Origin of the sequence: Nocardia sp. NPDC051321, assembly GCF_044455225.1 — a bacterium.
GTDB lineage: Bacteria > Actinomycetota > Actinomycetes > Mycobacteriales > Mycobacteriaceae > Nocardia.
The window spans coordinates 1-21,700 of the sequence record NZ_JBITEM010000031.1 but is presented as its reverse complement, the minus strand read 5'-3'; the positions used below and the strand labels follow the sequence as shown (position 1 = coordinate 21,700).

The following is a 21,700-nucleotide window of genomic DNA, read 5'->3' as shown; positions in this document are numbered from 1 at the left end:
ATGGGCGGGGGGGGGGGGTCTTTGGGGGCGCCGGGGCCGGGGGGGTGTTTTCTAAAACCTGAACATAACCACCTGTTTTTCGGCTGGGGGGCCCGGCACGGCCGGGCCCCGACCTGTTTGATTTTTGACGATTCCCCATGGTTTACCCCATGTTTCGATCCCCACGTTTCGTTCTAGCGGAGCTTGTCGAGGGCGGCTGTGGAGTCGGGTGCTTGCCGTGGCCGGTCGAGGTAGCGGTCGGTGATGTCGGCACCGGTACTGATCACCGCGTGTCCGCCTTGGCGGCTGGCCTGTTCGGTTCCGTACTCCTCTGCGACTGCGGTCAGATCGTCCGGCGCATCGTCCGCGCGGTAATCCACGCATACTCGGAACCACGAGCGGCCCGCCACGTGCGAGCGGTGCTCCAAGATCGCATCCCATGCCGACAATTGTTCATTCCTGCGTCCACGTTTACGTCGCGGCGCGGCTCCTGGAAGACCACATCCGCGTAGGCCGCCCGACGGCGCGTGAGGATGGGCGGGTGAACTTTGCTGTCCTTCATCGACTCTCGGCTCAGTGAGGACGAGCGGATCTGGCGCGCCGGCGGTGGAGGTGAGTGCGTGGCGGTCGACGGTGCACACGATTCTGGAGTACGAGGGCGCGGTGGAGGCGCTTGTCGATCACCGCGACAGCGTTCCCGTCGGCGGCGATGCAGCTCCCGTGGAGTCGATCTCGACTCAGGTCTCCCCGCATCGCGTTCGGCCACCGGCGGCTCGGCTCGGTCCGAAGCGACCCGTAAGCGGCCAATATAGTGCGTTCGCCAGAGCGGACCGGTCGACTGAGGGTTCGACCGGGTGCGCGGGGTGCGGCTACAGGACATGGTCTAGTTGCCGTTGCTTTCCGGCCTGTGCGGGTCGGAGGTTGCGGACCACGTCGGGCGGCAAGACGGAGGGTGTAGAGAACCGATCACTCTGCGCAAGCGTGATCAGGAAGGGGACACCCCGCCGGAGGCGTTGTGTTGGACCGTGACCTGCGCGAATTTGGCCGGGCGGACGGGGGCCACGAAGATGTCAAAGGTGACTATGCCTGGCGTCGATCTGCGCTTGTGGGTTGTTCGATGCGTCGCAGATGATGGCAAAACGCGTCCTTCCCTCGTGCGGCCGTGTAGTGCCCCCTGTCGCCACTTATCTGCGAGGAACATGATGATGGCCTGCCGCAGAGATGCCCGGGCGTTCATCGTTGACACCCATGCCGCCACGCCGGATGCGGATCCGCATCCGGCGTGGGGTGCTCTCGCACGGTTTCAAGGCAGGAGGTGCAGCGGCGCGGACGTACCGGATGGCGCGTGTCATGACCGAACCGGCAGGTCACGCACGGGCAGCCGTTTTCGGCGATATCGGTGACAGCGGAAGCGACAGGTGGGTACAACGGAGCATCGGGATCGCATTGGGCGTTGATCTCGCAATGGGGCCGGGTGCCGCGAGTGCTGGTGTGGGACAACGAATCCGCAGTCGGACAATGGCGCGGCGGTAAACCCCAGCTGACCGACGCGATGAACGCCTTCCGAGGAACTCTGGGCATCAAGATAGTCCAATGCCGCCCGCGCGATCCCGAAGCCAAAGGACTCGTCGAACGCGCCAACGGCTATCTCGAGACTTCGTTCCTTCCCGGCCGAACTTTCACCACCCAGACGATTTCAACGCTCAGCTCACCGAGTGGCTGGACAGGGCGAATCAGCGCCATCACCGGCGAATGGGCTGTCGACCTGTCGATCGTTGGTCAGCCGATCGAGCCGCGATGCTCGAACTGCCGCCAGTCGACCCAGTCGTTGGGTGGCGGCTATCGACGCGGCTGCCGCGCGACCACTATGTGCGGTTGGACTCCAACGACTACTCCGTCCATCCGTCGGTGATCGGCCGCAACGTCGATGTGCGCGCCGACCTGCATCAGGTCGTGATCACCTGCGGCGGCACCGAGGTAGGACGTCATAAGCGATGCTGGGCTGGGCATCAGACCCTCAGCGATCCCGACCACGTCGCCGCGGCTGCTCAGATGCGGCGATCCTGGCGCCTGGCGGTCGTTCCGGTGGTCGAGCATCGCGATCTCACCAATTACGACCGGATGTTCGACCTCGACAGCGAAGGGATCGCGTGATGACCGCCAAAGCCTCCACCTACGGTGCTCGCCACGTCGGCTCCGAAATCGCCTATCTGGCAAGAGCTCTCAAAGCCCCCACCCTCGCGAGCGCAGTCGATCGACTGGCTGAGCGTGCTCGCTCGGAAGGCTGGACCCACGAGGAGTTCCTCGCCGCGTGCCTGCAGCGCGAGGTCGCTGCCCGCGAAGCCCACGGCGGCGAGGGCCGCATCCGCGCTGCCCGCTTTCCGTCACGGAAATCGTTGGAGGAGTTCGACTTCGATCACCAGCGCTCACTCAAACGCGACGCCATCACCCACCTCGGGACCCTGGACTTCATCACCGCCCGCGACAACGTGGTCTTCCTCGGCCCACCAGGAACCGGCAAAACACACCTGTCGATCGGACTCAGCATCCGCGCCTGCCAAGCTGGGCATCGCGTGGCATTCGCCACTGCCGCCGAATGGGTTGCCCGCCTGGCTGAGTCACATCAGGCCGGAAAACTACAGGCAGAGCTGATCAAACTCGGCCGGATTCCGCTCCTGGTAGTTGACGAGGTCGGCTATATCCCGTTCGAATCCGAAGCAGCCAACCTGTTCTTCCAGCTGGTGTCGTCCCGCTATGAACGAGCAAGTTTGATCGTGACCAGCAACAAGCCCTTCGGTCGATGGGGTGAGGTATTCGGCGACGACATCGTCGCCGCCGCCATGATCGACCGCCTGGTCCACCACGCCGAAGTCATCTCCTTGAAGGGCGACAGCTTCCGGCTCAAGGACCGCGACCTCGGCCGCGTCCCCGCATCCAAAACCAACGACTGACTAAGGCGCGCTCCGCGGCAGTAGCGGACGATCCATCTCAGCATCGGACTGCGTTGGACGCCTGCGCTTCCTGGTCATGACCGGCTGATGATGGGGGTTTCGGAGGTAGAGGCTCATCCGCCGGAAATCCGGCGGGTGACAAGCAGCGCCTGGCCCAGCTTCAGGAAGAGTCGGATTTGCGTCACGACACCGAGGCGGAACGCGCGAGTGTCTGGGAAACGTTCTCCGACCTGCCGGTATTCGTTAGGAAAGCCATGGCCCGCTCGCCCGGGCGAGTGCCTGTTCGGCCTGGACAGCGAAAGCGGTGAGGAGATCGGCTGCCGAGGGCAGATCGGTGATGAGATCGATAGCCTCCCCCGCCCACACCGGCGGGGGCAGCTGCCCGCGCGCTACACCTTCCTGGTAGGCCCGCTGAGCTGCGGGGTCCGCGGCGAGCTGATCCTCCCGTCCACTCCACTGATCAATGTAGGGATGGCCCAGGGTGCGGCCGTTGTATGTCGATGGCCACGCGCTGCCCTCGGCGATGTCGAGTACTCGGCTGCGTTCGGTGTTCTCACCACGTTCGTCGACGATTGCCTGCTTGATCGCGGGATCGGCCAATGATTCAGCGGTGGCCTGAAAGCGGGTGCCGATCAGCGCCCCAGCGGCACCCAGGGCCAGGGCCGCGGCCACGCCTCGCCCGTCTGCGATCCCGCCTGCGGCAAGGACGGGTATCGGCCCGGCGAGGTCGGCAACGAGGGGGACGAACGGCAATGTGGAGCGCCCTTGCGTTGCGCCGTGTCCGCCGGCTTCGGTTCCTTGCGCGACGATGACGTCAGCACCTAGCTCGACCGCTTGTTTGGCTTCTTCGAGATCGACGACTTGAAGGATCAGCGCCGCCCCGGCCCCGCGGATGGCGCTGACGAACGGGCGGGGGTCGCCGAAGGACAGCATCACCGCGCTGGGGTGCCATTGCAGCGCATGCTCGACGGTGCCGACATCGACTGCCCAGCTTTGGAAGCCGACACCCCATGCCCGGCTGGTGGTCTCGGCGGCGATCGACAGCTCGCGCTCGAGCCGGTCGCGGCCGCCCCAGTCCCGGTTACCGTCACCGCAACCAAGCAGCCCGAGCCCCCCGCCGTTCGAGATGGCCGCGGTCAGCGCACCACCGGCGGTCCCGCCCATGGGCGCAAGCGCGATCGGGTACCGCAGAGAGAACAGGTCCGTGAACGCCTGCTGGGCGTTGCCCGTTGTCGTATTACTGGTCATGGCTACTCCTCTAACACGCGTCTGATCCAACATGGTGTGGTTCGAAGCCGGTAGGCCCCGCAAATCGCCGCCGAAACAGGAGACTGCCGGTGGACAGGCCGAAGTCATCGGCTCCGTGAAGCCCGAAACGTGCGCCGATGATCAGGTCTGGGTCGTTTCGGCGATCCCCACCCCCGCCCCGCGGAGTTCGTCCAAGGCGCGATCGATGGTGGTGGGTGTGACACCCGCGGACAGGTCCATCAGCACCCGGGCGCCGAACCCGGCCGTGCGCGCATCTATAGCGGTGGCGCGAACACAGTGATCGGTGGCGATGCCACAGACGTCGACAGTGTCTATTCCCTTGGCGCGCAACCAGTCCGCGAGAGTTGTGCCGTCGGCGGCGGTGCCCTCGAACCCGGAGTAGGCCGCGGAGTAGGCGCCCTTGAAGAAGACCTCCTCGATCGGCGAGGTGTCCAGGTTCGGATGGAACTCCGCACCCGGGGTACCGGCCCGGCAATGGGGCGGCCAGGTGTCGACGAAATCCGGATTGTCGGAGAAGTGCGCACCGGGATCGATGTGGTAGTCGCGGGTCGCGGTAATCGCGGCATAGTTGCTGCCGCGCAGGTAGTTACTGATCCGTTCAGCCACCGCGGCCCCGCCAGCGACGGCCACCGCACCACCCTCGCAGAAGTCGTTCTGCACGTCGACGATGATGAGAGCCCTGCTCATGGGCTACTCCTATTCCTGCGGGCTGATCGCCGCGTCCGGACCGGGGGTGATGAGGGATTCATGGCCGTCGTCGAATCGCACCAGATACGGCGGCTGCCCGTCCGGGCCACGTACTTCGACGATTTCGCCGTTGCGCTCACGCGGATTTGTAAAAGAGGAGTCACCGAGGAAGATCTGGTCGCCTACCGTTGCGTACATCAGTCGCTCCTGTCTGTCGATGAAACACCGCTCGGACTCGTGGTTGGACTATTGAGAGGCGGCATGCGCGGGGTTATGGCCGGCTCATCGTCTGGCCATCGCGGCGGGAGTCCTGGTCGTTGCCGGGAACCTGAGGGGGTTGATCGTTATGGATCGGTTTGCCGCTCCTGCAAGTCACGGTCCCCGACCCGGGCCAAGTCGCCGAGAGTGGCACACAGATCCCGTTCATGCATCGGCTAGCTGTGCCGAGCACCGTCGTCCTCGCATGGGCACACTTTTCGTCGTCGATCCCGGCGATCGCAGTGCAGTGGCCGCCGGGATCGGCGCTGACTGCGGAAATCAGCCTCTCACGACGGGGTGGTGTCATATTGCTGCTTTATATACGCGTGCACCGCCGACTCCGGAACCCTGAACGAGCGGCCCTGGCGTATGGCGGGCAGGTCGCCTTGGTGTATCAACCTATACACGGTCATCTTCGAAACCTTCATGATGGCAGCAACTTCCGCGATAGTCAGAAGTACGTCCTCGTGCGAGGACAGCCGCGATTCCGTGGCACCGATCGCGTTGGCGGTGCTGACCACGGCATTGACATTGCGAAGCGCGGTATCCGATGGCATGACATTGCTCCTGTCGTCGTGACCGAAGTGCTCGAATGTGCCATTGCGGCCTAGCTGTTGAGGGTCTTCATCAGCGCCGTGAATTCGGCCAGTGACAGCTTCCCGTCACCGTCGCGATCAGCCGCGGTCATCAATTCGGCTGCGCTGTCGGGCGGGTATCCGCATTGAGCAGCCAACTTCTCCATCTCATCGAGGGAGAGGTACCCGCTTCCGTCGAGGTCGAACGCATGGAACGCATGTGTGTACTCATCCGCGCCATCGGAAACCTTCTGTGCGCGAGCCGCATCGAACTCGGCTCTGGAGATGCGGTGATCGCCGTCGGAGTCCGCTGCCACGACGAACGCCGCGGCGTCCTCGGTGGTGATCTCGAGGCCGGCGCTGCTCACGGCGCGGACGATATCGCCCGCCGACACCAGCCCGTCACCGTCTCCGTCAAACAGTGTGAATGCGTCGAAAGATCTTGCAGGAGTGGCCATCTGGCACCTTCCAGTATCAGAATCCGGGCTTCCTGTTGCAGTCGAGCACCTTCGAGGGTAGCTACCCGGCAGGGTCCTTGTGTCTGGAACCGCGAGAGCTAAGCGACGAGACGTGTTTGCGCCATGTCGTCGGCAACGGAACCTGCGGGGCCCCGGGCAGGCTCGCGGTCTGTTTGATCTGTGGCACACGACATCTGATCTGTCGCACACCAGAGCGAACTAACACGAATTGCTACCGGCACCAATGTCGAACGCCGACCCCGATGATCCCAGAGCTGATCAGCATCCACCACTCGATAATCGGCAGAAGCGCGCAACGGAAAGTGATGTCAGCCAACGGATTTGGACGGTAGACCAACGCGCGCCCCGCGGCAGGTGGGGATGTTCATAGTGGAGTAGATCCGAGGTTGTCCATCAAGAAGGTACGCAACAGCTGTGCAGTCAGGTCTGGCTGTTCTTCGGGGAGGAAGTGGCCGCAGGGCAGGGATCGGCCCTCGACGTTGGTGGCCCAGCGCTTCCAGATGGCGATCGGGTCATACCATGCGTCGACGGCACCGTGCTGGCTCCACAACACCTGCACGGGGGCCTGCACCTTCCGGTAGTCGTCACGGTCGGCTTCGTCGTCGGCACGGTCCACGGTGGCTGCGGCCCGGTACTGCTGACAGATGGTGGCCACGCGCTCGGGATCGTGGAACTGCTGACGATAGGCGGTGCGGATGTCGGTCTCGATGGTGTGGTGCGGAGCGGCCCAGCCATCGAGCAGGTGGTCGACGAAAAAATCCGGTGCGCCTTGGATCAGGGTCTCGGGAATCAGCGCGGGAGCGGCGAGAAACGACCAGACCCAAAAACCCAGGGCGAACGCGGCATCCGCGTGAGCGAACGCCTCACCGGTGGGCACGACGTCCAAGACGCTCAACGCGGTGATCGAGCCGGGATGATCCAGGGCCATGCGGTAAGCGCACCGCGCGCCGCGATCATGACCGACGACAGCGAAGTGGTCATAGCCCAACGCCGCCATCGCTTCGCGCTGTTCTCGGGCGAGTTCTCGCATGCTGTGCCGACGAGTGTCTGCACTGTCTACGCAGCCGCTGCTGCCGTAGCCGCGCAGGTCGGTGGCAACAACGGTGAAATCGCGGGCCAACTGCGGAGCCACCAAGCGCCACATCAGATGGGTTTGGGGAATCCCATGCAACAACAGCACCGCAGGCCCATCGCCGGCCCGAACGCCGTGGATCGTCGCACCTGAGGTTTCGCAGTCAAATCTTTCGAATCCGGCGAACACAGAACCTCCCAGCGGTGGACGAAGCCGCTAAGAGATTACGACGTGGCGTCCGGCACGCCAGATAGTCCCTCGAACTCTACCTAGCAACTAGCGCCGAAGTCCACTGTCTTTCGCGCCGACAACGTCATGACCCACAACGGCTAGATACCCAAGCGCCGCAACCGAAGCGGACGCACACATCGGCACCGGCGGATGTTCTCCGCGCGTTCGGCCGACCGCTCGCTCCTGATCGGCCGAACGCCCGCTCTGCGGTTACCCAAGCGGACGTTCGCTGGGTGAGTCGGCTCGAGTCGACCCTCCATCCGGAATCACCTTGTTTGCGCGCATCGACGGGCCGCGTGTGTTCTCATCGGACAGAATGATCGCGCTCGGCTCGGCCTCGCGGCGTACGACCATGGCTCGCGCCAACATGATTGGGGGACAATCCACCGTGGATCCGAAACCGTCGACTTCGAATAGGGCCCATCTCGATGCGCCGCAGTCGGCGCTCCGGCCCAGTCAAGACCCCGGCTCGCTGCCGGACGATCTGCTGCAGTGGGGGACTGCGGTCGGTACCGTCGCGCCGGCCGCGACCATCTTCGGGAAAGCATTCCTGGAATCGCTCGCCGGGCGTGCGGCCGACGGTATCGCGGACCTGCCGGGGCTGCTGCGCCAGCGCTGGTTTCGGCAGGGACGTCAAGCATCCGGGGGCGAGGAGCTCGCCGCTGTGCTCGACCTCGAGAACGGAAGTACTGCGGCCATTCTTGTCACCGCCAACCTTCCGGACGAAGCGCGCCTGGCACTCCTCGATCTCGACCCCACCGAACCAATGTTGCATGGGAAGATTTGGGCTGGGATACCGAACGCCAGCAATGGGCTCCCGTGGAGCCACCTGCCACGCAGGTGACTCCGCCGAGCTAGCGGTGGCAAAGCCACACTTTTCAGCCAGTCAACGACGTAGGGATTGCATCACACAATCGGCAGTTGCGGACGTTCTAGAGGCGTTGGTGGCCGACCGGTTCGAGGCCGACCACTGTCCGCTCGAAACGCGCGCTCCGCGGCATGTGCGGACATTCCAGCCCGTGAGAAGCTGCACACTGCTCGGCAGACCTTGTCCAGTTGGTCCGCGAAACTGCTTGTCAGCCAGGCGTTGTCCGTTCGCCCGGCCCATGACACTGCGCCTGAGATTCGCTCTCACACAGCCGTCGCGCGCTCATCGGCTCCGAATGTTTCAGAGGCGTTGGTGGTCACCCGCTCCGAGGCCTGGCTTCGCCACATTCGAGTGGTGTGCGTGCTCAACGGTCGCCCGGAGAATCGGCTGGGTTGCGAAACGGGCTGAGCAGACTCGACATCTGGTTGGTGATCGTGTTGCACGTGCTGCTTGAAAAAGGTTGCGTCTGATCGCCGTCCATCGAGCCTGACGGTAACGTCGAGCAGACGTGACGATAGGGGTCAGTACCGCAATCCTGGTCGGCCAGTGAGCATTTCGGGAAGGTCAGCATAATGGGAGACTGTCGGCACAACAGTTCCTGTGGACGTCATCTGGCACGAAATATCATGGCGGCGGGTGGTTTTGCGAACGACGCGGCGTTTGCCGTGCACCGGCACTGCGGGGTGTCGCTGTTGCGCGCGCATCGTATCGCCTGCGGACACACGCTGATGGAAGCGGTCGAACTTCTGAAGAAGATTCTACGATCCCATGGAGCGATATCCGAGGGGCTTGCGCACCAGCAACTCTCGCGGTGGGAAAACGGCCGAGACGTGCCGACACCCCGATATCTCGATGCATTGTGCGCTTTGTACCGCACTAGACCGGACCAGCTCGGATTCGGAAACGACTACTCCGACTCCGGGGCCATCCCGCCGTCCAGTTCTGAACAGATTGTAGATAGGAGAGTGCTTGCGAACCCCGCGACGATCGGCGCGGAACCTGCCGTATTATCGATGACCGAGTTGCTGACCAGTCGTGCCGTCGTTCTCGACCGCGGCAGGGCAGCCATGGCGTATCTCGACCTGCTCGAGGAACTCACCGAGGTGGCCGGATACATGCTGTATACGGCAGCGCCGACGGAGTTCATTCCGGCGCGTATCGCGGATCTGGGGCGCATCAAGGCATTCTTGATGTCGGTGCGATCACCGGCCATCCGGCGGCGGCTGTACCGTGTGTTCGCGATGAATGCCGGGTTCATAGGCATCCGGATCATTGACGTTGCAAGCCTGGACGATTCGCTCGAGTGGTTCGGTATCGCTCGCCGTGCCAGCCGCTCAGCAGATGACATCAGCCTGCAGGCGTGGATCGCCGGACATATCTGCACATCATGTGCTTGGTACGGCCGGTTCCTCGACTCCAGCCTCGCCGCCGCGCGCATGGCCCAGTCGGCCGGAGGTAGTCGTCCGAACGCTGCGGCCGTATTCGGCTACCTGGCCGAGGCGGGCGTCCAAGCGAGGATCGCCTGCCGCAGAGAGACTTTGGCAGCCATCCACACCGCAGATCGGATGTTCGCCACGCTTCCCGAGGCTCAGACAGTAGCCGATGGATGCCACATCACCGCGTACTTTCTGCGCTGGCATCAATCCGCCGCCTTGACCGCGGTCGGCGCACGAGCCGATGCCGATGCGCTCCGGACGCAGGCTCTCGAGCTGCCGTTCAGTCGACAAGACCAGGTCGGTGAGGCAGCTCTGCATCTAGATGAGGCTGCCTCGAAAGTCGCTGAAGGAGACTTGGATTGGGGTTGCCGTATAATCGCTGAGGTGTGGGAACGCACACCATCGGAGTATCGAGTCGGTCAGATCCCACGCCGCGCCTTACAGATTCTCGACAGCGTCAAGCCGACCGACGCCACCAGTGCCAAGGTCCACGCGGTACGGGATCTGTTGCGGCATCCGGTATAGAAGTCGAACGGTTCCCCGTATCGTAGATCTCAGCGATATCTCGAACATCCGATAATCGGCTGCCATGTGCGTGCGTTGAGAAGCTGTGTCGAGCAACAGATTTGGTCGGCTGACCAACGCGCGCCCAGCGGCAATATCGGACGTTCGAGAGGGCGCAAGCATGGCCCTACGTCATCGGACGTTCTCGATCACGGTGTATTTGCCGGCCGCTCGTTTGTGACACAAGTCGGCATGTACTTGGACCTGTACTCAGGTGTCCACACTCCGGCAGGTACGAACGCCGAGGCTAGCGCCGCCCTTCTGGAAGGAACATGTCAAGCCGCGCCCGCAGCGCTCCTGCTTGGCACCGCCGCAAGCCGCACCTTCTGGCAAATCCTTGCTTTTCGGCGGCCGACTTTCGCGTCCGCTGACGAGAATGGAAATGTCGACCGGATGCGATTCTTGAATACCCGGTTCCGGGGCAGCCGATGCTATGGCAGGCCCGATACCGGACGCAACAACAGCAGCAATGATGAGGCCCGCAAGAGCTTTTGATACCGACATGAGCACGCTCTCCTCTCTACGATGACGCACAATGCGATACCGGAAGTGCAGACCCGGGCGTGGATCACGATCACCGGGTGTCACCTATTCGTTCCCACCTAGGGTTTGGATGGGACCGAGGTCTGCCGTTGGAGCAGACGCGCGGAGATCGGCAATTGAGTGCGTTGGGAAGCGCTGCCGGCCAGCCAGTTTGGACGGCCGACCAACGCGCGCCATGCGGCAAGAGCGTGCGTTGGGCACGCTGTGAACTGTGGCGCGCCACTAGACCCATCCGGGCTGATCGCAGGTCCGAATACCGGAGGTACGGTCAACCGGAGCCGCTGATCGACCCTTGCGGATGGGAACGCTATGCGTCGTAGTCGGATAGTGGTCGCGGCTGTCGCCGCCTCGGCCCTGAGCCTCGGAGGCATTGGTGTCGCGACGTTGGTCGCCTTCCCGGGGCGGAGCTGACCGTCCCATCGGATCAGTGCGTCGCCCAAAAGCCCAAATCGACTGATCAGGAGAATTCGAGTGATCCCTTATCCAGGTCGTGCGTTCGTCGTCGGCGCTGCCTGTCTCGCTCTCGCCGCGTCACCCGCGGCGACCGGCACGGCCACCGCCGAGCCCCTGCCGCCCATCGGCGCCGAGATCCCTAGCTCCATGATCGCGATCGACAGTGCGTTGGAGTACAACGGCCAGACCTACACGCTCGACTTCAAGGGCGGCATCAACCAGCGCGTCGACGTCAACCCCGAGGACCCGGCCAACAGCGTGCGGCTGCGTACCATCGGATTCCGCGTCGCGGCTGAGGTCCCGGACGGTGGCACCGTCACCCTCGAGCAAAACGACGTCGACACCGACCCGCAGAGCAACCTGCGGCTCACCCAGAAGTTCCCGCCGAGCTACGAGGAACGCGACGTGATCTCGATCTCCGCGGAGATCGAACTGCCGGGGCAGAAGCCGGTCACGGTGCAGGCCAAGGCCCCGATGATCCTGACCGCCAAGCTCACCCGGCACCCAGCACGAGGAGACCGGTACCGGCTGGAAAAGCCGGTGGATCTGGTCGACCCGGACCAACCGAACACGGTGGTGGCGCGGTTGACAAAATTCGATTCCCAACGAGGCGGCCTGTAGGTCACCTGCGGCAAGACCCTGGTCCTGCGGGCTCGGCCTTGCCTGCAGGGATCCCGGCATTTATCCCTGACCCACCGGCCTATCCAGAACCCAAGCCCGCGAAGCTGTTGACAACGCCACCGCGATTGCCGAGATCGTCGGTTGCGACCTACTGCCGTTCAGGCTGCACGATATTCGGCTACGCGTCCGGAGGTGCTGTCAGCCAACCGATTTGGACGGCTGACCAACACGCGCTCCGCGGCATGACAGGACGTTGCTGCTGACCAGGTGCAGTTGGTCGGCGTCGTAGCTACGACGCCGACCAGCGATCACGTCTGCCGCATGACGGTCACGCCGCAAACAGCTTGACCTTGTCTTCGAGAGCACCTTTGTTGGCGCCCCTCACCAGGTCCGACGTCAGTCCGCCTCGGAACATAATGAAGGTTGGCATTGCGCTGACCTGGAAATCGCGCGCGAGGGATGCGACCTTGTCGACATCGACGCTCACAAACACGATGTCTTGGTACTCCTCGGACAACATCTTGAACACAGGGTTGATGAGCTTGCATGGACCAGACGATGTATCCGTGAAATTGGCAACGACCTTGGCGTTGTTGCGAAGTATCTCCACGAACTGCTCCTCGCTGGTGATTTCGATGACAGCCATGACCCCTCATCTCAGTTTGGCGTTAGGACATCTCTGCGAACACTCCAGAGGTAGCACGTCGCGCCGAACACCGGAGCCCCTTCCCGCGCAGTTGATCAATTGTCGGACAAGACATCCCGCGTTCAAGCCGCCACCACGGGAGGCGACCATGCAGAAGACCGCTGATTGGGTCTGCCGCGGAAGGACCACCGTGCCAGCGGGGACACTGCTCGCTGACACGCGCCGAGGCCAACCCCACCTGTTGGGTCGCCTGTTCGATGCGAAGCGACGGCGCACCGAGATCACATGTGTAACCGGGTAACTCCATTGTCGTGGGTAGGAGGTTCTTTCATGCCAACCGCTGATGGTGTCGCCGCCCGTCCTGCGGTACGCGCGCCCGCTCCAGCCTGACCAGCGCCACAGAGTGAAGAACTCGAAATGAGCTAGAACATCGTGTATTCGGCAGATGCGGACGTTCGCTAGCCCGACTTCAGGTCAACGCCTGTGCTCGACCGAACGCCCGGAACGCGGCAGCAGGACGTCATGTGCCGCAGTGGATCTCGTGGGGTCGACCGACCCTATAAGCGGCATTGTGTGATGTCATCCGGGTGATCACGCTCGGCGCTCTCCGAACCGCAAATTCGCCCTCTAGGTGTTCTTCACGCCTGATCTGATCCGAACGACCGAGCAGGGTGTGAAGGTGATTGTGGCGCAGCGGTGTAACGATTCCACGCCCGTAGACGGCAATGTGAGTGAGGGCTGGTCGTTACGGTGCCGTGCTGCGAGGGATCGGTTCGCTGGACCGCTATCGATTCATCGTAAAGGTCGGACGTGAATTGGAAACAGCCATTGCCGCTCCGAGCGATCGGACGCCGCGGGGAAGGAGTGGGATGAGACACCAAGTCATGATGGGTGTTGTGGCGGCCATGGTCGTGCCGGGCCTGATTGCGTGCAGCGCCAACGGTAACGAGATACCAAAGTCGAACGCCGTGTCGGCGACGTTGTGGGATCCGTGTTACGGAATCTCCGACGATGTCCTCCGGACCGCGGGCCTCCTCCCTGCGACCAAGGACAGCGGAATCACGCGATCGTTGCACGACAGGCAGAAAATCTGCCGTTGGGATGCGCCCGAGTCTGCGTACTCGGTGACGGTGTTCTCCGCGGACGAAACTGTGACCGAAACCGAACTGAAGCCATGGAACGTCGACTTCCAAGACGTGACGCTCGCAGGTCGCGCAGGGCGGCGATTCAAGATCGCCGGCGATTCCAAACCTTTCGGCTGCAACGTCCTGTTTGCGGCTGAACAGGGTGCAATCCAGATCCACGTCTTCATCGATCCCAGCCTCGTCGAACGCGAACAACCGTGTCAGCGCTTGGATCTGGTCGGCCGATCGATAGTGCCGGTACTACCGCGATAGCCCGTTTCAGCCCACCCAGCCAAGCCGCGCACCATCATCGGCAGATCCGGACGTTCTCTGGACGTTGGGCCGACCGCTTGATCAGGGTCGGTTGAACGCTCGCACGTCGGCATGACCGGATGTCTTGGACAGCAGTTGATCTCAGCCCGCTCAGACGCCCGATCGGCGGCAAGAGAACGGGGTGCACCAGCGGTCCGGCCGATCCTCGAGTATGGGCGACCGGACGCGGGACGCGGCCTTCCCTCTCACTTTCGTGGGTTGTAGCCGACCCGTAGCAGCTCAAGCTCAGTTCGGCAGGTAGGTCACGGCGAGGTGGATACGTGCGCCGACAGGGATGCACGTGGCGTCGGACCGATTGCGGGCAGCCGCAACGAATTCATCTCGGAGCTGGTGCAGGTCAGTGGGGTCGAGCAGTTGCGCCTCGTAGTACTGCTGCACAGCCGATTCCCACACCTGTTCGGCGGTACCAGCGGGCCCGACGGTAAAGGACTCCCACTCGACAGGAGCGAAGCTGGCCGGTGCCAGGACGTCATCGAGACCGGCGCGAGTACGGGCACGGCGGCCATCGACTGCGGGCAGGCGGCGCTCGTCCGTGATGCGCGCGAAGTAGGGCTTGGCCAGTGACAGGAACAGCTCGTATCCACTTCCGGGTGTCGGCGGCGCGCCGACAACGAGTACGACGATCCCGCCAGGACGTAGCACGCGGGCTAGTTGAGCGGTGACCTGATCAATGTCGGCCATCAGCATGAACGACATATGTGACACGACTGCGTCGAAGGAGTCGTCCGGGAACGGAAGTTCCTGAGCCCGCCCGACCCGCAGGTCGGCCTCGGCCAACTCCGGCTGCATCCGGGCGCGGGCGATGTGTCCACCGGACAGGTCGATACCCGCCAGACTACCGATCCCGCTGCGAGCCAAGACCGACAGCAGTGTGCCGTCACCGCATCCCAAGTCCAGGACCCGCCGGGCGTCGTGGACCTGTTCGGCGACAAGGTCATAGCTGCTGCGTCCGTCGCCCAAGCGATGGGCGAGGAAGAATTGCGATGCCCCATCAGGGGTCTCATCGTGCACCGCACGCAGAATCGACTCCGCCGCGACAGCCGTTCCATCCGAATCCACACGACCACCGTAACCGCGTACGCCCGACATGAGAGGGGCACTCGCGTCGACTGAAGTCAGTGGGCACTGGAACGCTTGTTGTAGAACGCCTTACGCTGATTTCCGACGTTCGGGAGCGGGGGCTGACGGGTGTTCAGGTCGACCAGGGTTGTGGCTCGCGGACGAGTGGCGGAGAGGCAGTTTTCGAATCTGCACTATTCGAATCTCGCGGAACACATGGCCCTGCAACAGTTTTCGTCAGCATTGCCGACGGCGACAACGGAGGCGTGCCAGTCCAGCTGACCCCAGGTCGGCAACCTTCGATCCGCGGTACAGGAGCCCGTCCAACCCGCGATATGCGGCTGTAGCGGATGTTCATTGTCGGCGACCGCGCCGAGCGGTTGTCTGCCACGACTGTTGATGCGCTGCGTCCAAGCGGTTTCGACTAGAGGGATCTCGCGGAGCGCTAACTCCATCGCCAAAGATCGCTGTGTTGGCTACCTTCGGCTGCATGATCTATCCAGGCGGGGATTCAGCGGTGTGGGTGGCACGGCTTGCGAACATCGCGCACGAAGGCTGGATGCAGGACTGGCCCATCGAGGTATCCGATCCGGCACGGCTCGATGAATTCGTTGGTCTGCTGCTCGCGAATAAAGCTGACTGGGAGCTGAGTTTCTGGTTGCTGGATCTGGTCCTCGAGTCGGCCGAGGGCGATCTGGTCCTCACGCCGGCGCAGGACGATCTGCTGGGACGAACCGAGCCGTTGGTCGAGGCTCTGGCTGCGGTGTGGGAAGCCACGCAAGCACCAGGAATCGCGCAGAGGCTCGAGTACTGGGCGTGCCTGGATGCCTCCGCTCCCGATGAGATGTTCATTGTGAGCCCGCTGGTACGGGAAACGCGGCGCCGGATCGGCCATAGCACTAGATGAGAGGGCGAGACCCTCTCGACCGCCACGCTCCGCGCGGTATGAGCGGCATGAGGGGACATTGGGTCGGCCAGGCTGTCGGCGTCGCTGTCGATCCAACGAATTGTCCGATCCTGTCAAAAGATTGACCCCGAGACATACGGGTGAGCGTTTGGGAGTATGTCGTCGGCGGTGTCGCGGGTCGACACAATCGCGGTGCCGTCGAAGCGCAGTGCTCGCCGCGCGGAAAGAGATTCCTCCGCCGCCACAGGAAGCAATCAGGTTTGATATGAGCGAAGAGCCGACCACCATCGAACTCGACGAGGCCGTCTTCACCGGACCGCCCAAGACCCTGGCCAGCGGCCTGGTCAAAGCCCTGCGGCCACGTCAGTGGGTGAAGAACGTTTTGGTGCTGGCCGCACCGCTGGCTGCGGGCACGGTTCCGGGTACCGACACCTTTGCCATCTCCGATCTCACGCGCGATCTGCACATCGGTATCGCGTTCGTGGTGTTCTGCCTGGCAGCGTCGGGCATCTACTTGGTCAACGACTCGCTCGACGTGGAAGCCGATCGAGCGCATCCGACCAAACTGGGGCAATCTCCTACGGTGTCGAATCGAGGGTGCGACCAGCCGTGGTGCGGTGCGGCGAAGATGCTGGCGACCGCTGATCCTGCCTCATCAAGCAGGCTTTTAGCGACGAAGACCGGGGCTGTGGGGCGAAGTCACGGTCGGACAGGCAATTTGGCTGCGACAGTGAAATTCGTCCCCCGCGCGGATTTGAATTACAGAATGCCCGCGCCTGTGCGGACGGGCTCAGAGGTTCGTTCCCGAGTTGGCGTGAAGGCGTTTGGCCCAGTTGCTATCGAAACCACCTGATCTTCAGCCCACCCCCATCCTCAGCTGAATCAGCGACAGCGAGTTGGCGATATTCGGCGCTTTACCGTCAAGTCCGCTTATGCCCATGAGGGTAACCTTACTGCGTCCGCTGTCGACGTGCTTCAACGGCCTTTACTTAAGGATCCGACACTCGTGAGTCGACGGCAATTTGCACTCGATCCGGCCTTGTCGAAACCCTGCATATCGCCGGCATTGGCGCGCTATAATATTTCCGATCGCCCATAGAATGGATATCTGCAGCTACTCTAGGAGTCTGGAGTTAATGTGGCCAAAAAGGTGACCAAAGAGGAGGTTCAGTCACGGAGGGTGGGCGTGACATCGGACGTCCGGCAACTCGAGCAAAGTTCGATCACCCCCGAGTCGGGAGTGTTAGTCTATTCTGCCAACTTTTTGCATGCGATGCGCGATTCTGGATATCGCACGAGTGCATTCGCAATCGCGGAGTTGGTCGACAATGCAATTCAGGCCGAGGCGTCACGGATCGTGGTGGATGTCGTAGATACAGGCGACCGGGAATTTCCAGTGGAGGTGATGGTTATCGACGATGGAATTGGACTAGACCACCAAGCGTTATCGTCAGCGTTGGCTTTCGGGGGGACGACACGGTTTGGGAGTCGATCGTCGCTTGGCCGTTATGGTATGGGATTGCCGAACGGATCGATCACCGTCGCGCGCCGTGTGGAGGTGTACACTTGGTCTCGTAATCAGATTCTCCGAACCCACCTCGATCTCGACGAATTCATCGAGGGCAGGCAAGAGGTACTGCCTGTAGTGGAATGCGGAAAGCGACCCCCATTCATACCCAAGACCAAACGTGGAACTGCGGTCCGTTTGACCAGATGTGACCGCCTGGAATATCGGCGGGCATCGACAATAGCTCAGAGACTGGTCGAGGAGTTTGGGAGAATATACCGACGGTTCCTCGGCGCGGGAATTGAAATGGAGATCAATGGCACTCGGGTTGCTCGATTTGATCCGTTATTCCTTGATTCCCATCAGCAAGAGGGTGGAGTTCAGTTCGGCGACACACTGTACTATCAGTTGTCTGATGGAGGACTGACCGGGCAGATGGAGGTGCGTTTTAGCGAATTGCCAGTAGAGCGGTGGCATGATCTTCCCGCGCCTGAAAAAAGGCGCCTAGGAATCTCCAACGGCCCGGTCATGTCGATCGTGCGAAGCGGCCGAGAAATAGATCGGGGCTGGTGGTTCATGGGAAGTAAGCGGCGGGAGAATTACGACGACTGGTGGCGCTGTGAAGTCAGCTTCGAACCAGCGTTGGACGAGCTATTCGGCATTACGCACACCAAACAGGGAATCACTCCACGCAGCGATTTATTGGCGACGCTGGTTCCAGACCTCGAGCCTATAGCGCGTGCTCTCAACAAGCGGGTCCGTCAAAGATTCGAGCAAGTCAAGCTGGCGCGCTCCCTGTCTCCAGTTGAGCGACAAGCGGCCCGGGCCGAACCAGCGTTGCCGAGATTGCCGCGCCGACCGCATGCCCAGGCGCCGGAGGTGCAAGCCCTGATTGACGACCTACCCAGCGCGCCAAGCGATTGCCGCCTGCCCTATCGTGTGGTAGTCGCGGAACTGCCGACCACAGCTGCGTTCGAGGTGGTTCGGCGTGGTGAGCAGTTGATCTTGCTGGTCAACGCTCGGCACCCGCTGTACCGAGACCTGTGTGGGCCCTTGACAACTAGTGAGTCGGAGACCGATCAGAAAGTGGGTAAGCAGATCATGCTGACGATCTTAGCTGCGGCTCGAGCCGAGGCCAGCGGATCCCAATCTGGGTCCGCCGAGTTGCATCGCTTCAGGCATACGTGGGGGGACGTACTCGCGACGTTCTTCAACGCGTGACGGTATATTCATGACGCTGCCAGATCCGTGGCTTTCGCTGCCAATTCCGACTGAGTGGACATCGGGTGAGCGGCGGCAGTTCCGCGACTTTTGTCAAGTGCTTGCGGGGGCCTCGAGCGACGCTTTGCCCGATGTTCCGGACTCGCGTAACGCAGGGCCGCTCGCGGCAATGCACTTGCTGCACGATCTAGTTAATCAAGGCTGGGAGCTGCGTGCGAAGACACGAGGCGCTGTCGCGGTGGCTCCTCCCGCGAAGAGCGCTGATCCGCAGGAAGAGAAATACCGAGTTCAGCGGCAAGAAATTTGGAAGCGCAATGAACAGCTGATGGTGCCGTCTGTGCGGCGTTTTATCAAGGCGATGGAACAGCCGCGCATGTTTCGTGGTTCGTTCGTGTCGATCTTTAGCTTGATGCGCGATGGAGGCGAGCTGGCAGATTCGCTTCGAATTGAGGCGGCTGTAAATGATCCGACAACACTGCGGGGTGTCGTTGATCCATACGTTCAGGTGATATCAGGCGAGGAGCGCTGTGAACACACCGGCCTGCGTTTGATGGATATCTGGCGATATTTTCGGCACACATGGTCAAACCAGTATGTCAGCACGCCTGGTCGAACCATGATGATCCTAGTACGAGATCGAGCAGCTCCGTGGCACCCGATAATCGGAATAGCGGCGCTCGGTAGTGCAATCATGCAGCTTAGTCAACGGGACGAGTGGATCGGATGGCAGTCTGATCAGTTTGTTCGTGACCTTATCGAAAACCCTTCGGCTAAAATGGCACGCTGGGTATTACGACGTCTGCAGCAATATCGCGAAGAATTGTATCTCGACGATCTTCTTGATGATGGTCTCTATTGGCCTTCGTTGTGGGATGCACCAAATCTGGAGGCAGTCGATCGGCTCGTTAAGGAGGCTGATGCACGGCGGCGAGATCACCATCGTTTCGTTCGCCGGTCAGATTTTAAGCACAATGTCGATGCCGACGATTGGCGTCGGCGCGCAGAGACCGACCTCTATCGCAGTAAACGATGTCTCGCACTGGCGGACCTTTTGCGGGCACGGGCGGCATTGAAGCCCTTGTTGGATTCGGCACCTACAAAGGCAGCCTTGGCGCAAGCAATGCATAGTCGCGATGCACGCCAGGCTATCTCTGCCGTGCTGCGTCGTGCGAAGGCAGAGTCGGTTGGAACAGAGATCGCAGATCTGACGGTTTGCGGAGCTGTGCCGCCGTATAACGCGATCTTGGGTGGCAAGTTGGTTAGCATGCTCGCAGTCAGTCCTTCGGTTGTGGGCGCTTATCGGCATCGGTACGGTGGCTATGCCAGTCAGATTGCTTCCTCGATGGCTGGCCGCCCTATAACTCGGCGATCCAATTTGGTTTTTGTAGGTACGACCTCTCTATATGGATCCGGTTCGAGTCAGTACAATCGGATCAAGATTCCCGCTACAGTGCTCGGAGGTGAACGCGATATAGAATTCCTGAAGTTGGGTCGATCACGTTCGTACGGAACCGCCCACCTGTCGAATGCCACAGTGCAGGCGCTTACCCGCTTTGTCGAGCAAAGCCAAGCTGGATCGCGAGTTAACAGCATTTTCGGTGAAGGGGTAAACCCAAAACTGCGAAAGCTTCGGGCCGGTATAGAGCTATTAGGGTGGCCAGCTGAGGATCTGCTGTTGCATCATCGGCCGCGTCTAATTTATGGCGTGCCTCTAGTCAGTAATCTTCGAGACTATCTACTTGGAGTGGACAGGAGGCCACGCTACATCTGGTCGCTAAGTCGCAAGGACGATGTCAATCTTATTGCGGACTGGTGGAGGAAGCGCTGGCTCAGCTCGCGGATAAATTCTGAGGTGGTGTTAGATTCAGTTGCCAAGAATCTATTGTCGCGTCCCGTGTGTCATGGTGCGCGAGTAAATCTCCCAGATATTGATGAAGACGAAGAATCCGACGATTCCATGCGGCTTTTCTAGCAAAGGAAGCGTCGCGAGACCTCCGAACGGCCTCGACGTTGGGCGTTGAGGCCGCCGTCGGGACCGATCTCAACTAAGTGTTGCTGGGCGGGGACATGCCGTGGTAACCCTCGTCAGTTGGCCCGCGAGGGAGCCGTCCATTGGGGTCGTTGTTGGGACCGAGTTGGTGCTCGACGAGCCGACCAGCGGGCTGGATCCGCTGATGGAGCACCAGTTCCGGCGATGTGTCGGTGAGCCAGAGATCGGGGACGGACGGTCTTTCTGAGTTCGCACCACCTCGGCGAGGTCGAGGCACTGTGCGACCGGGTGGTCATCGTGCGCAGCGGCCGGCTCGTACAAACCGCCACTTTGGCAGAGTTGCGGCGCTTGCATCGCACCATCGTCGAAGTCACCTACGAGGGTCAAGCCCGGGTCGGTAGCCGGCGTCGAAAATCTCGAAACGCCCGAGCACGAACGTCCCCGATTCATCCTGACCGGGCGTCGCACCCGCACTGCGCGCGTTGTCGGCGGTGCAGGTGACGACATTGTCTCTGCGCGAACCCAGCCTCGAGGAGATCTTCCTCGACTACTACGGGCAGGCGTGATGATGACCATCTCGACGACCACCCCGGGACGGGCCTCCGCCCGCCTCACTCGCCGCCAGGCGCAACGCGCCGCGATGCTCGTGACGATCATCTCTGCGGGCATGTCAGCGCTGGTCGCATTCCAATATCGCACCACGTTCGCGGACAGCATCGACTCCGTTGCGATACGCGCACTGGCGGGAAACCCCGCCATCCGAATTCCTTTCGGGCCCCGCTGGCCGTATCCGCCTCGGGTGGGTTCACGGTGTGGTGCACCGGCACCCCGGTGAGGCTCCCCCCGAACGGTGGACACCTAGTTAGCGGGATGGTTTGTCCTGCTGAGAGGATGTCTGTATGTCTCGGAAGCGTCGGTCGTTCACGA

General features: G+C 62.0%; 17 protein-coding genes and 3 pseudogenes. 11 read left to right on the top strand and 9 right to left on the bottom strand.

Going from position 1 to position 21,700, the window contains the following annotated elements:
* Positions 1-173 precede the first annotated feature (173 nt).
* Positions 174-428, bottom strand: coding sequence for a hypothetical protein (locus ACIA8C_RS42785; protein ID WP_397145205.1), 255 nt, complete (start codon positions 426-428; stop codon positions 174-176).
* A 998-nt stretch (positions 429-1,426) separates the two neighbouring features.
* Here ACIA8C_RS42785 and ACIA8C_RS42780 point away from each other — a divergent pair.
* Together ACIA8C_RS42780 and istB are read left to right on the top strand one after the other, a co-directional pair.
* Positions 1,427-2,133 (top strand): annotated as a pseudogene (locus tag ACIA8C_RS42780) (Mu transposase domain-containing protein); the annotation flags it as partial.
* Positions 2,133-2,930: an IS21-like element helper ATPase IstB gene (gene istB / locus ACIA8C_RS42775; RefSeq protein ID WP_397145203.1), complete on the top strand. Its 798-nt coding sequence runs from the start codon at positions 2,133-2,135 to the stop codon at positions 2,928-2,930. The pseudogene ACIA8C_RS42780 and the gene istB, both read left to right, overlap by 1 nt.
* Before the next feature lie 243 nt (positions 2,931-3,173).
* Here the strand turns inward: istB and ACIA8C_RS42770 are convergent, their stop codons facing one another.
* From ACIA8C_RS42770 to ACIA8C_RS42745, 6 genes are all read right to left on the bottom strand, one after another.
* Positions 3,174-4,178 carry an NAD(P)H-dependent flavin oxidoreductase gene (locus ACIA8C_RS42770; RefSeq protein ID WP_397145201.1) on the bottom strand — a complete coding sequence of 335 codons (1,005 nt, stop codon included), beginning with the start codon at positions 4,176-4,178 and terminating at the stop codon, positions 3,174-3,176.
* Between the two features lie 141 nt (positions 4,179-4,319).
* On the bottom strand, positions 4,320-4,886 hold the full coding sequence (locus ACIA8C_RS42765; RefSeq protein WP_397145199.1) for an isochorismatase family protein: 567 nt from the start codon (positions 4,884-4,886) through the stop codon (positions 4,320-4,322).
* A gap of 9 nt (positions 4,887-4,895) precedes the next feature.
* Positions 4,896-5,084, bottom strand: a complete 189-nt coding sequence (locus ACIA8C_RS42760) for a DUF1918 domain-containing protein (RefSeq protein ID WP_397145197.1) — start codon at positions 5,082-5,084, stop codon at positions 4,896-4,898.
* 347 nt (positions 5,085-5,431) lie between these two features.
* Positions 5,432-5,644 carry a helix-turn-helix domain-containing protein gene (locus tag ACIA8C_RS42755; protein WP_397145217.1) on the bottom strand — a complete coding sequence of 71 codons (213 nt, stop codon included), beginning with the start codon at positions 5,642-5,644 and terminating at the stop codon, positions 5,432-5,434.
* A gap of 107 nt (positions 5,645-5,751) precedes the next feature.
* Entirely contained in the window at positions 5,752-6,177 is a 426-nt protein-coding gene (locus tag ACIA8C_RS42750; protein ID WP_397145195.1) for an EF-hand domain-containing protein, read from the bottom strand.
* 385 nt (positions 6,178-6,562) lie between these two features.
* Positions 6,563-7,378 (bottom strand): alpha/beta fold hydrolase, encoded by an 816-nt coding sequence (locus ACIA8C_RS42745; protein WP_397145193.1) that lies wholly within the window; start codon positions 7,376-7,378, stop codon positions 6,563-6,565.
* 490 nt (positions 7,379-7,868) lie between these two features.
* On the opposite strand from ACIA8C_RS42745, the gene ACIA8C_RS42740 reads away from it, so the two are divergent.
* From ACIA8C_RS42740 to ACIA8C_RS42730, 3 genes are all read left to right on the top strand, one after another.
* Positions 7,869-8,345, top strand: a complete 477-nt coding sequence (locus tag ACIA8C_RS42740) for a hypothetical protein (protein ID WP_397145191.1) — start codon at positions 7,869-7,871, stop codon at positions 8,343-8,345.
* A 650-nt stretch (positions 8,346-8,995) separates the two neighbouring features.
* Positions 8,996-10,330 (top strand): helix-turn-helix domain-containing protein, encoded by a 1,335-nt coding sequence (locus ACIA8C_RS42735; RefSeq protein ID WP_397145189.1) that lies wholly within the window; start codon positions 8,996-8,998, stop codon positions 10,328-10,330.
* Positions 10,331-11,383: 1,053 nt separating this feature from the next.
* A complete protein-coding gene (locus tag ACIA8C_RS42730; protein ID WP_397145187.1) occupies positions 11,384-11,986 on the top strand; it encodes a hypothetical protein in 603 nt (200 codons plus the stop codon).
* A 328-nt stretch (positions 11,987-12,314) separates the two neighbouring features.
* Here ACIA8C_RS42730 and ACIA8C_RS42725 read toward each other — a convergent pair whose 3' ends face one another.
* A complete protein-coding gene (locus tag ACIA8C_RS42725) occupies positions 12,315-12,632 on the bottom strand; it encodes a thioredoxin family protein (protein WP_397145185.1) in 318 nt (105 codons plus the stop codon).
* Between the two features lie 869 nt (positions 12,633-13,501).
* Here ACIA8C_RS42725 and ACIA8C_RS42720 point away from each other — a divergent pair.
* On the top strand, positions 13,502-14,029 hold the full coding sequence (locus ACIA8C_RS42720; protein WP_397145183.1) for a DUF3558 domain-containing protein: 528 nt from the start codon (positions 13,502-13,504) through the stop codon (positions 14,027-14,029).
* A gap of 285 nt (positions 14,030-14,314) precedes the next feature.
* Here ACIA8C_RS42720 and ACIA8C_RS42715 read toward each other — a convergent pair whose 3' ends face one another.
* Positions 14,315-15,148, bottom strand: coding sequence for a class I SAM-dependent methyltransferase (locus ACIA8C_RS42715; RefSeq protein ID WP_397145181.1), 834 nt, complete (start codon positions 15,146-15,148; stop codon positions 14,315-14,317).
* Between the two features lie 490 nt (positions 15,149-15,638).
* On the opposite strand from ACIA8C_RS42715, the gene ACIA8C_RS42710 reads away from it, so the two are divergent.
* The 5 genes and pseudogenes from ACIA8C_RS42710 to ACIA8C_RS42690 form a co-directional block, all read left to right on the top strand.
* Positions 15,639-16,055 (top strand): hypothetical protein, encoded by a 417-nt coding sequence (locus tag ACIA8C_RS42710; protein WP_397145179.1) that lies wholly within the window; start codon positions 15,639-15,641, stop codon positions 16,053-16,055.
* 265 nt (positions 16,056-16,320) lie between these two features.
* Positions 16,321-16,620 (top strand): annotated as a pseudogene (locus tag ACIA8C_RS42705) (decaprenyl-phosphate phosphoribosyltransferase); the annotation flags it as partial.
* A 621-nt stretch (positions 16,621-17,241) separates the two neighbouring features.
* On the top strand, positions 17,242-18,783 hold the full coding sequence (locus ACIA8C_RS42700) for an ATP-binding protein (RefSeq protein WP_397145177.1): 1,542 nt from the start codon (positions 17,242-17,244) through the stop codon (positions 18,781-18,783).
* Between the two features lie 10 nt (positions 18,784-18,793).
* Positions 18,794-20,755, top strand: coding sequence for a Druantia anti-phage system protein DruA (locus ACIA8C_RS42695; RefSeq protein WP_397145175.1), 1,962 nt, complete (start codon positions 18,794-18,796; stop codon positions 20,753-20,755).
* Positions 20,756-20,918: 163 nt separating this feature from the next.
* A pseudogene (locus ACIA8C_RS42690) lies at positions 20,919-21,339 on the top strand (ABC transporter ATP-binding protein); the annotation flags it as partial.
* Positions 21,340-21,700: the final 361 nt, after the last annotated feature.

Bases quoted from the DNA above. Each gene is read 5' to 3' on its own strand.
- ACIA8C_RS42770 (WP_397145201.1), bottom strand. From the start codon at position 4,178: ATGACCAGTAATACGACAACGGGCAACGCCCAGCAGGCGTTCACGGAC.
- ACIA8C_RS42695 (WP_397145175.1), top strand. From the start codon at position 18,794: ATGACGCTGCCAGATCCGTGGCTTTCGCTGCCAATTCCGACTGAGTGG.
- istB (WP_397145203.1), top strand. From the start codon at position 2,133: ATGACCGCCAAAGCCTCCACCTACGGTGCTCGCCACGTCGGCTCCGAA.
- ACIA8C_RS42725 (WP_397145185.1), bottom strand. From the start codon at position 12,632: ATGGCTGTCATCGAAATCACCAGCGAGGAGCAGTTCGTGGAGATACTT.
- ACIA8C_RS42750 (WP_397145195.1), bottom strand. From the start codon at position 6,177: ATGGCCACTCCTGCAAGATCTTTCGACGCATTCACACTGTTTGACGGA.
- ACIA8C_RS42760 (WP_397145197.1), bottom strand. From the start codon at position 5,084: ATGTACGCAACGGTAGGCGACCAGATCTTCCTCGGTGACTCCTCTTTT.
- ACIA8C_RS42710 (WP_397145179.1), top strand. From the start codon at position 15,639: ATGATCTATCCAGGCGGGGATTCAGCGGTGTGGGTGGCACGGCTTGCG.
- ACIA8C_RS42765 (WP_397145199.1), bottom strand. From the start codon at position 4,886: ATGAGCAGGGCTCTCATCATCGTCGACGTGCAGAACGACTTCTGCGAG.
- ACIA8C_RS42720 (WP_397145183.1), top strand. From the start codon at position 13,502: ATGAGACACCAAGTCATGATGGGTGTTGTGGCGGCCATGGTCGTGCCG.
- ACIA8C_RS42735 (WP_397145189.1), top strand. From the start codon at position 8,996: ATGGCGGCGGGTGGTTTTGCGAACGACGCGGCGTTTGCCGTGCACCGG.
- ACIA8C_RS42740 (WP_397145191.1), top strand. From the start codon at position 7,869: ATGATTGGGGGACAATCCACCGTGGATCCGAAACCGTCGACTTCGAAT.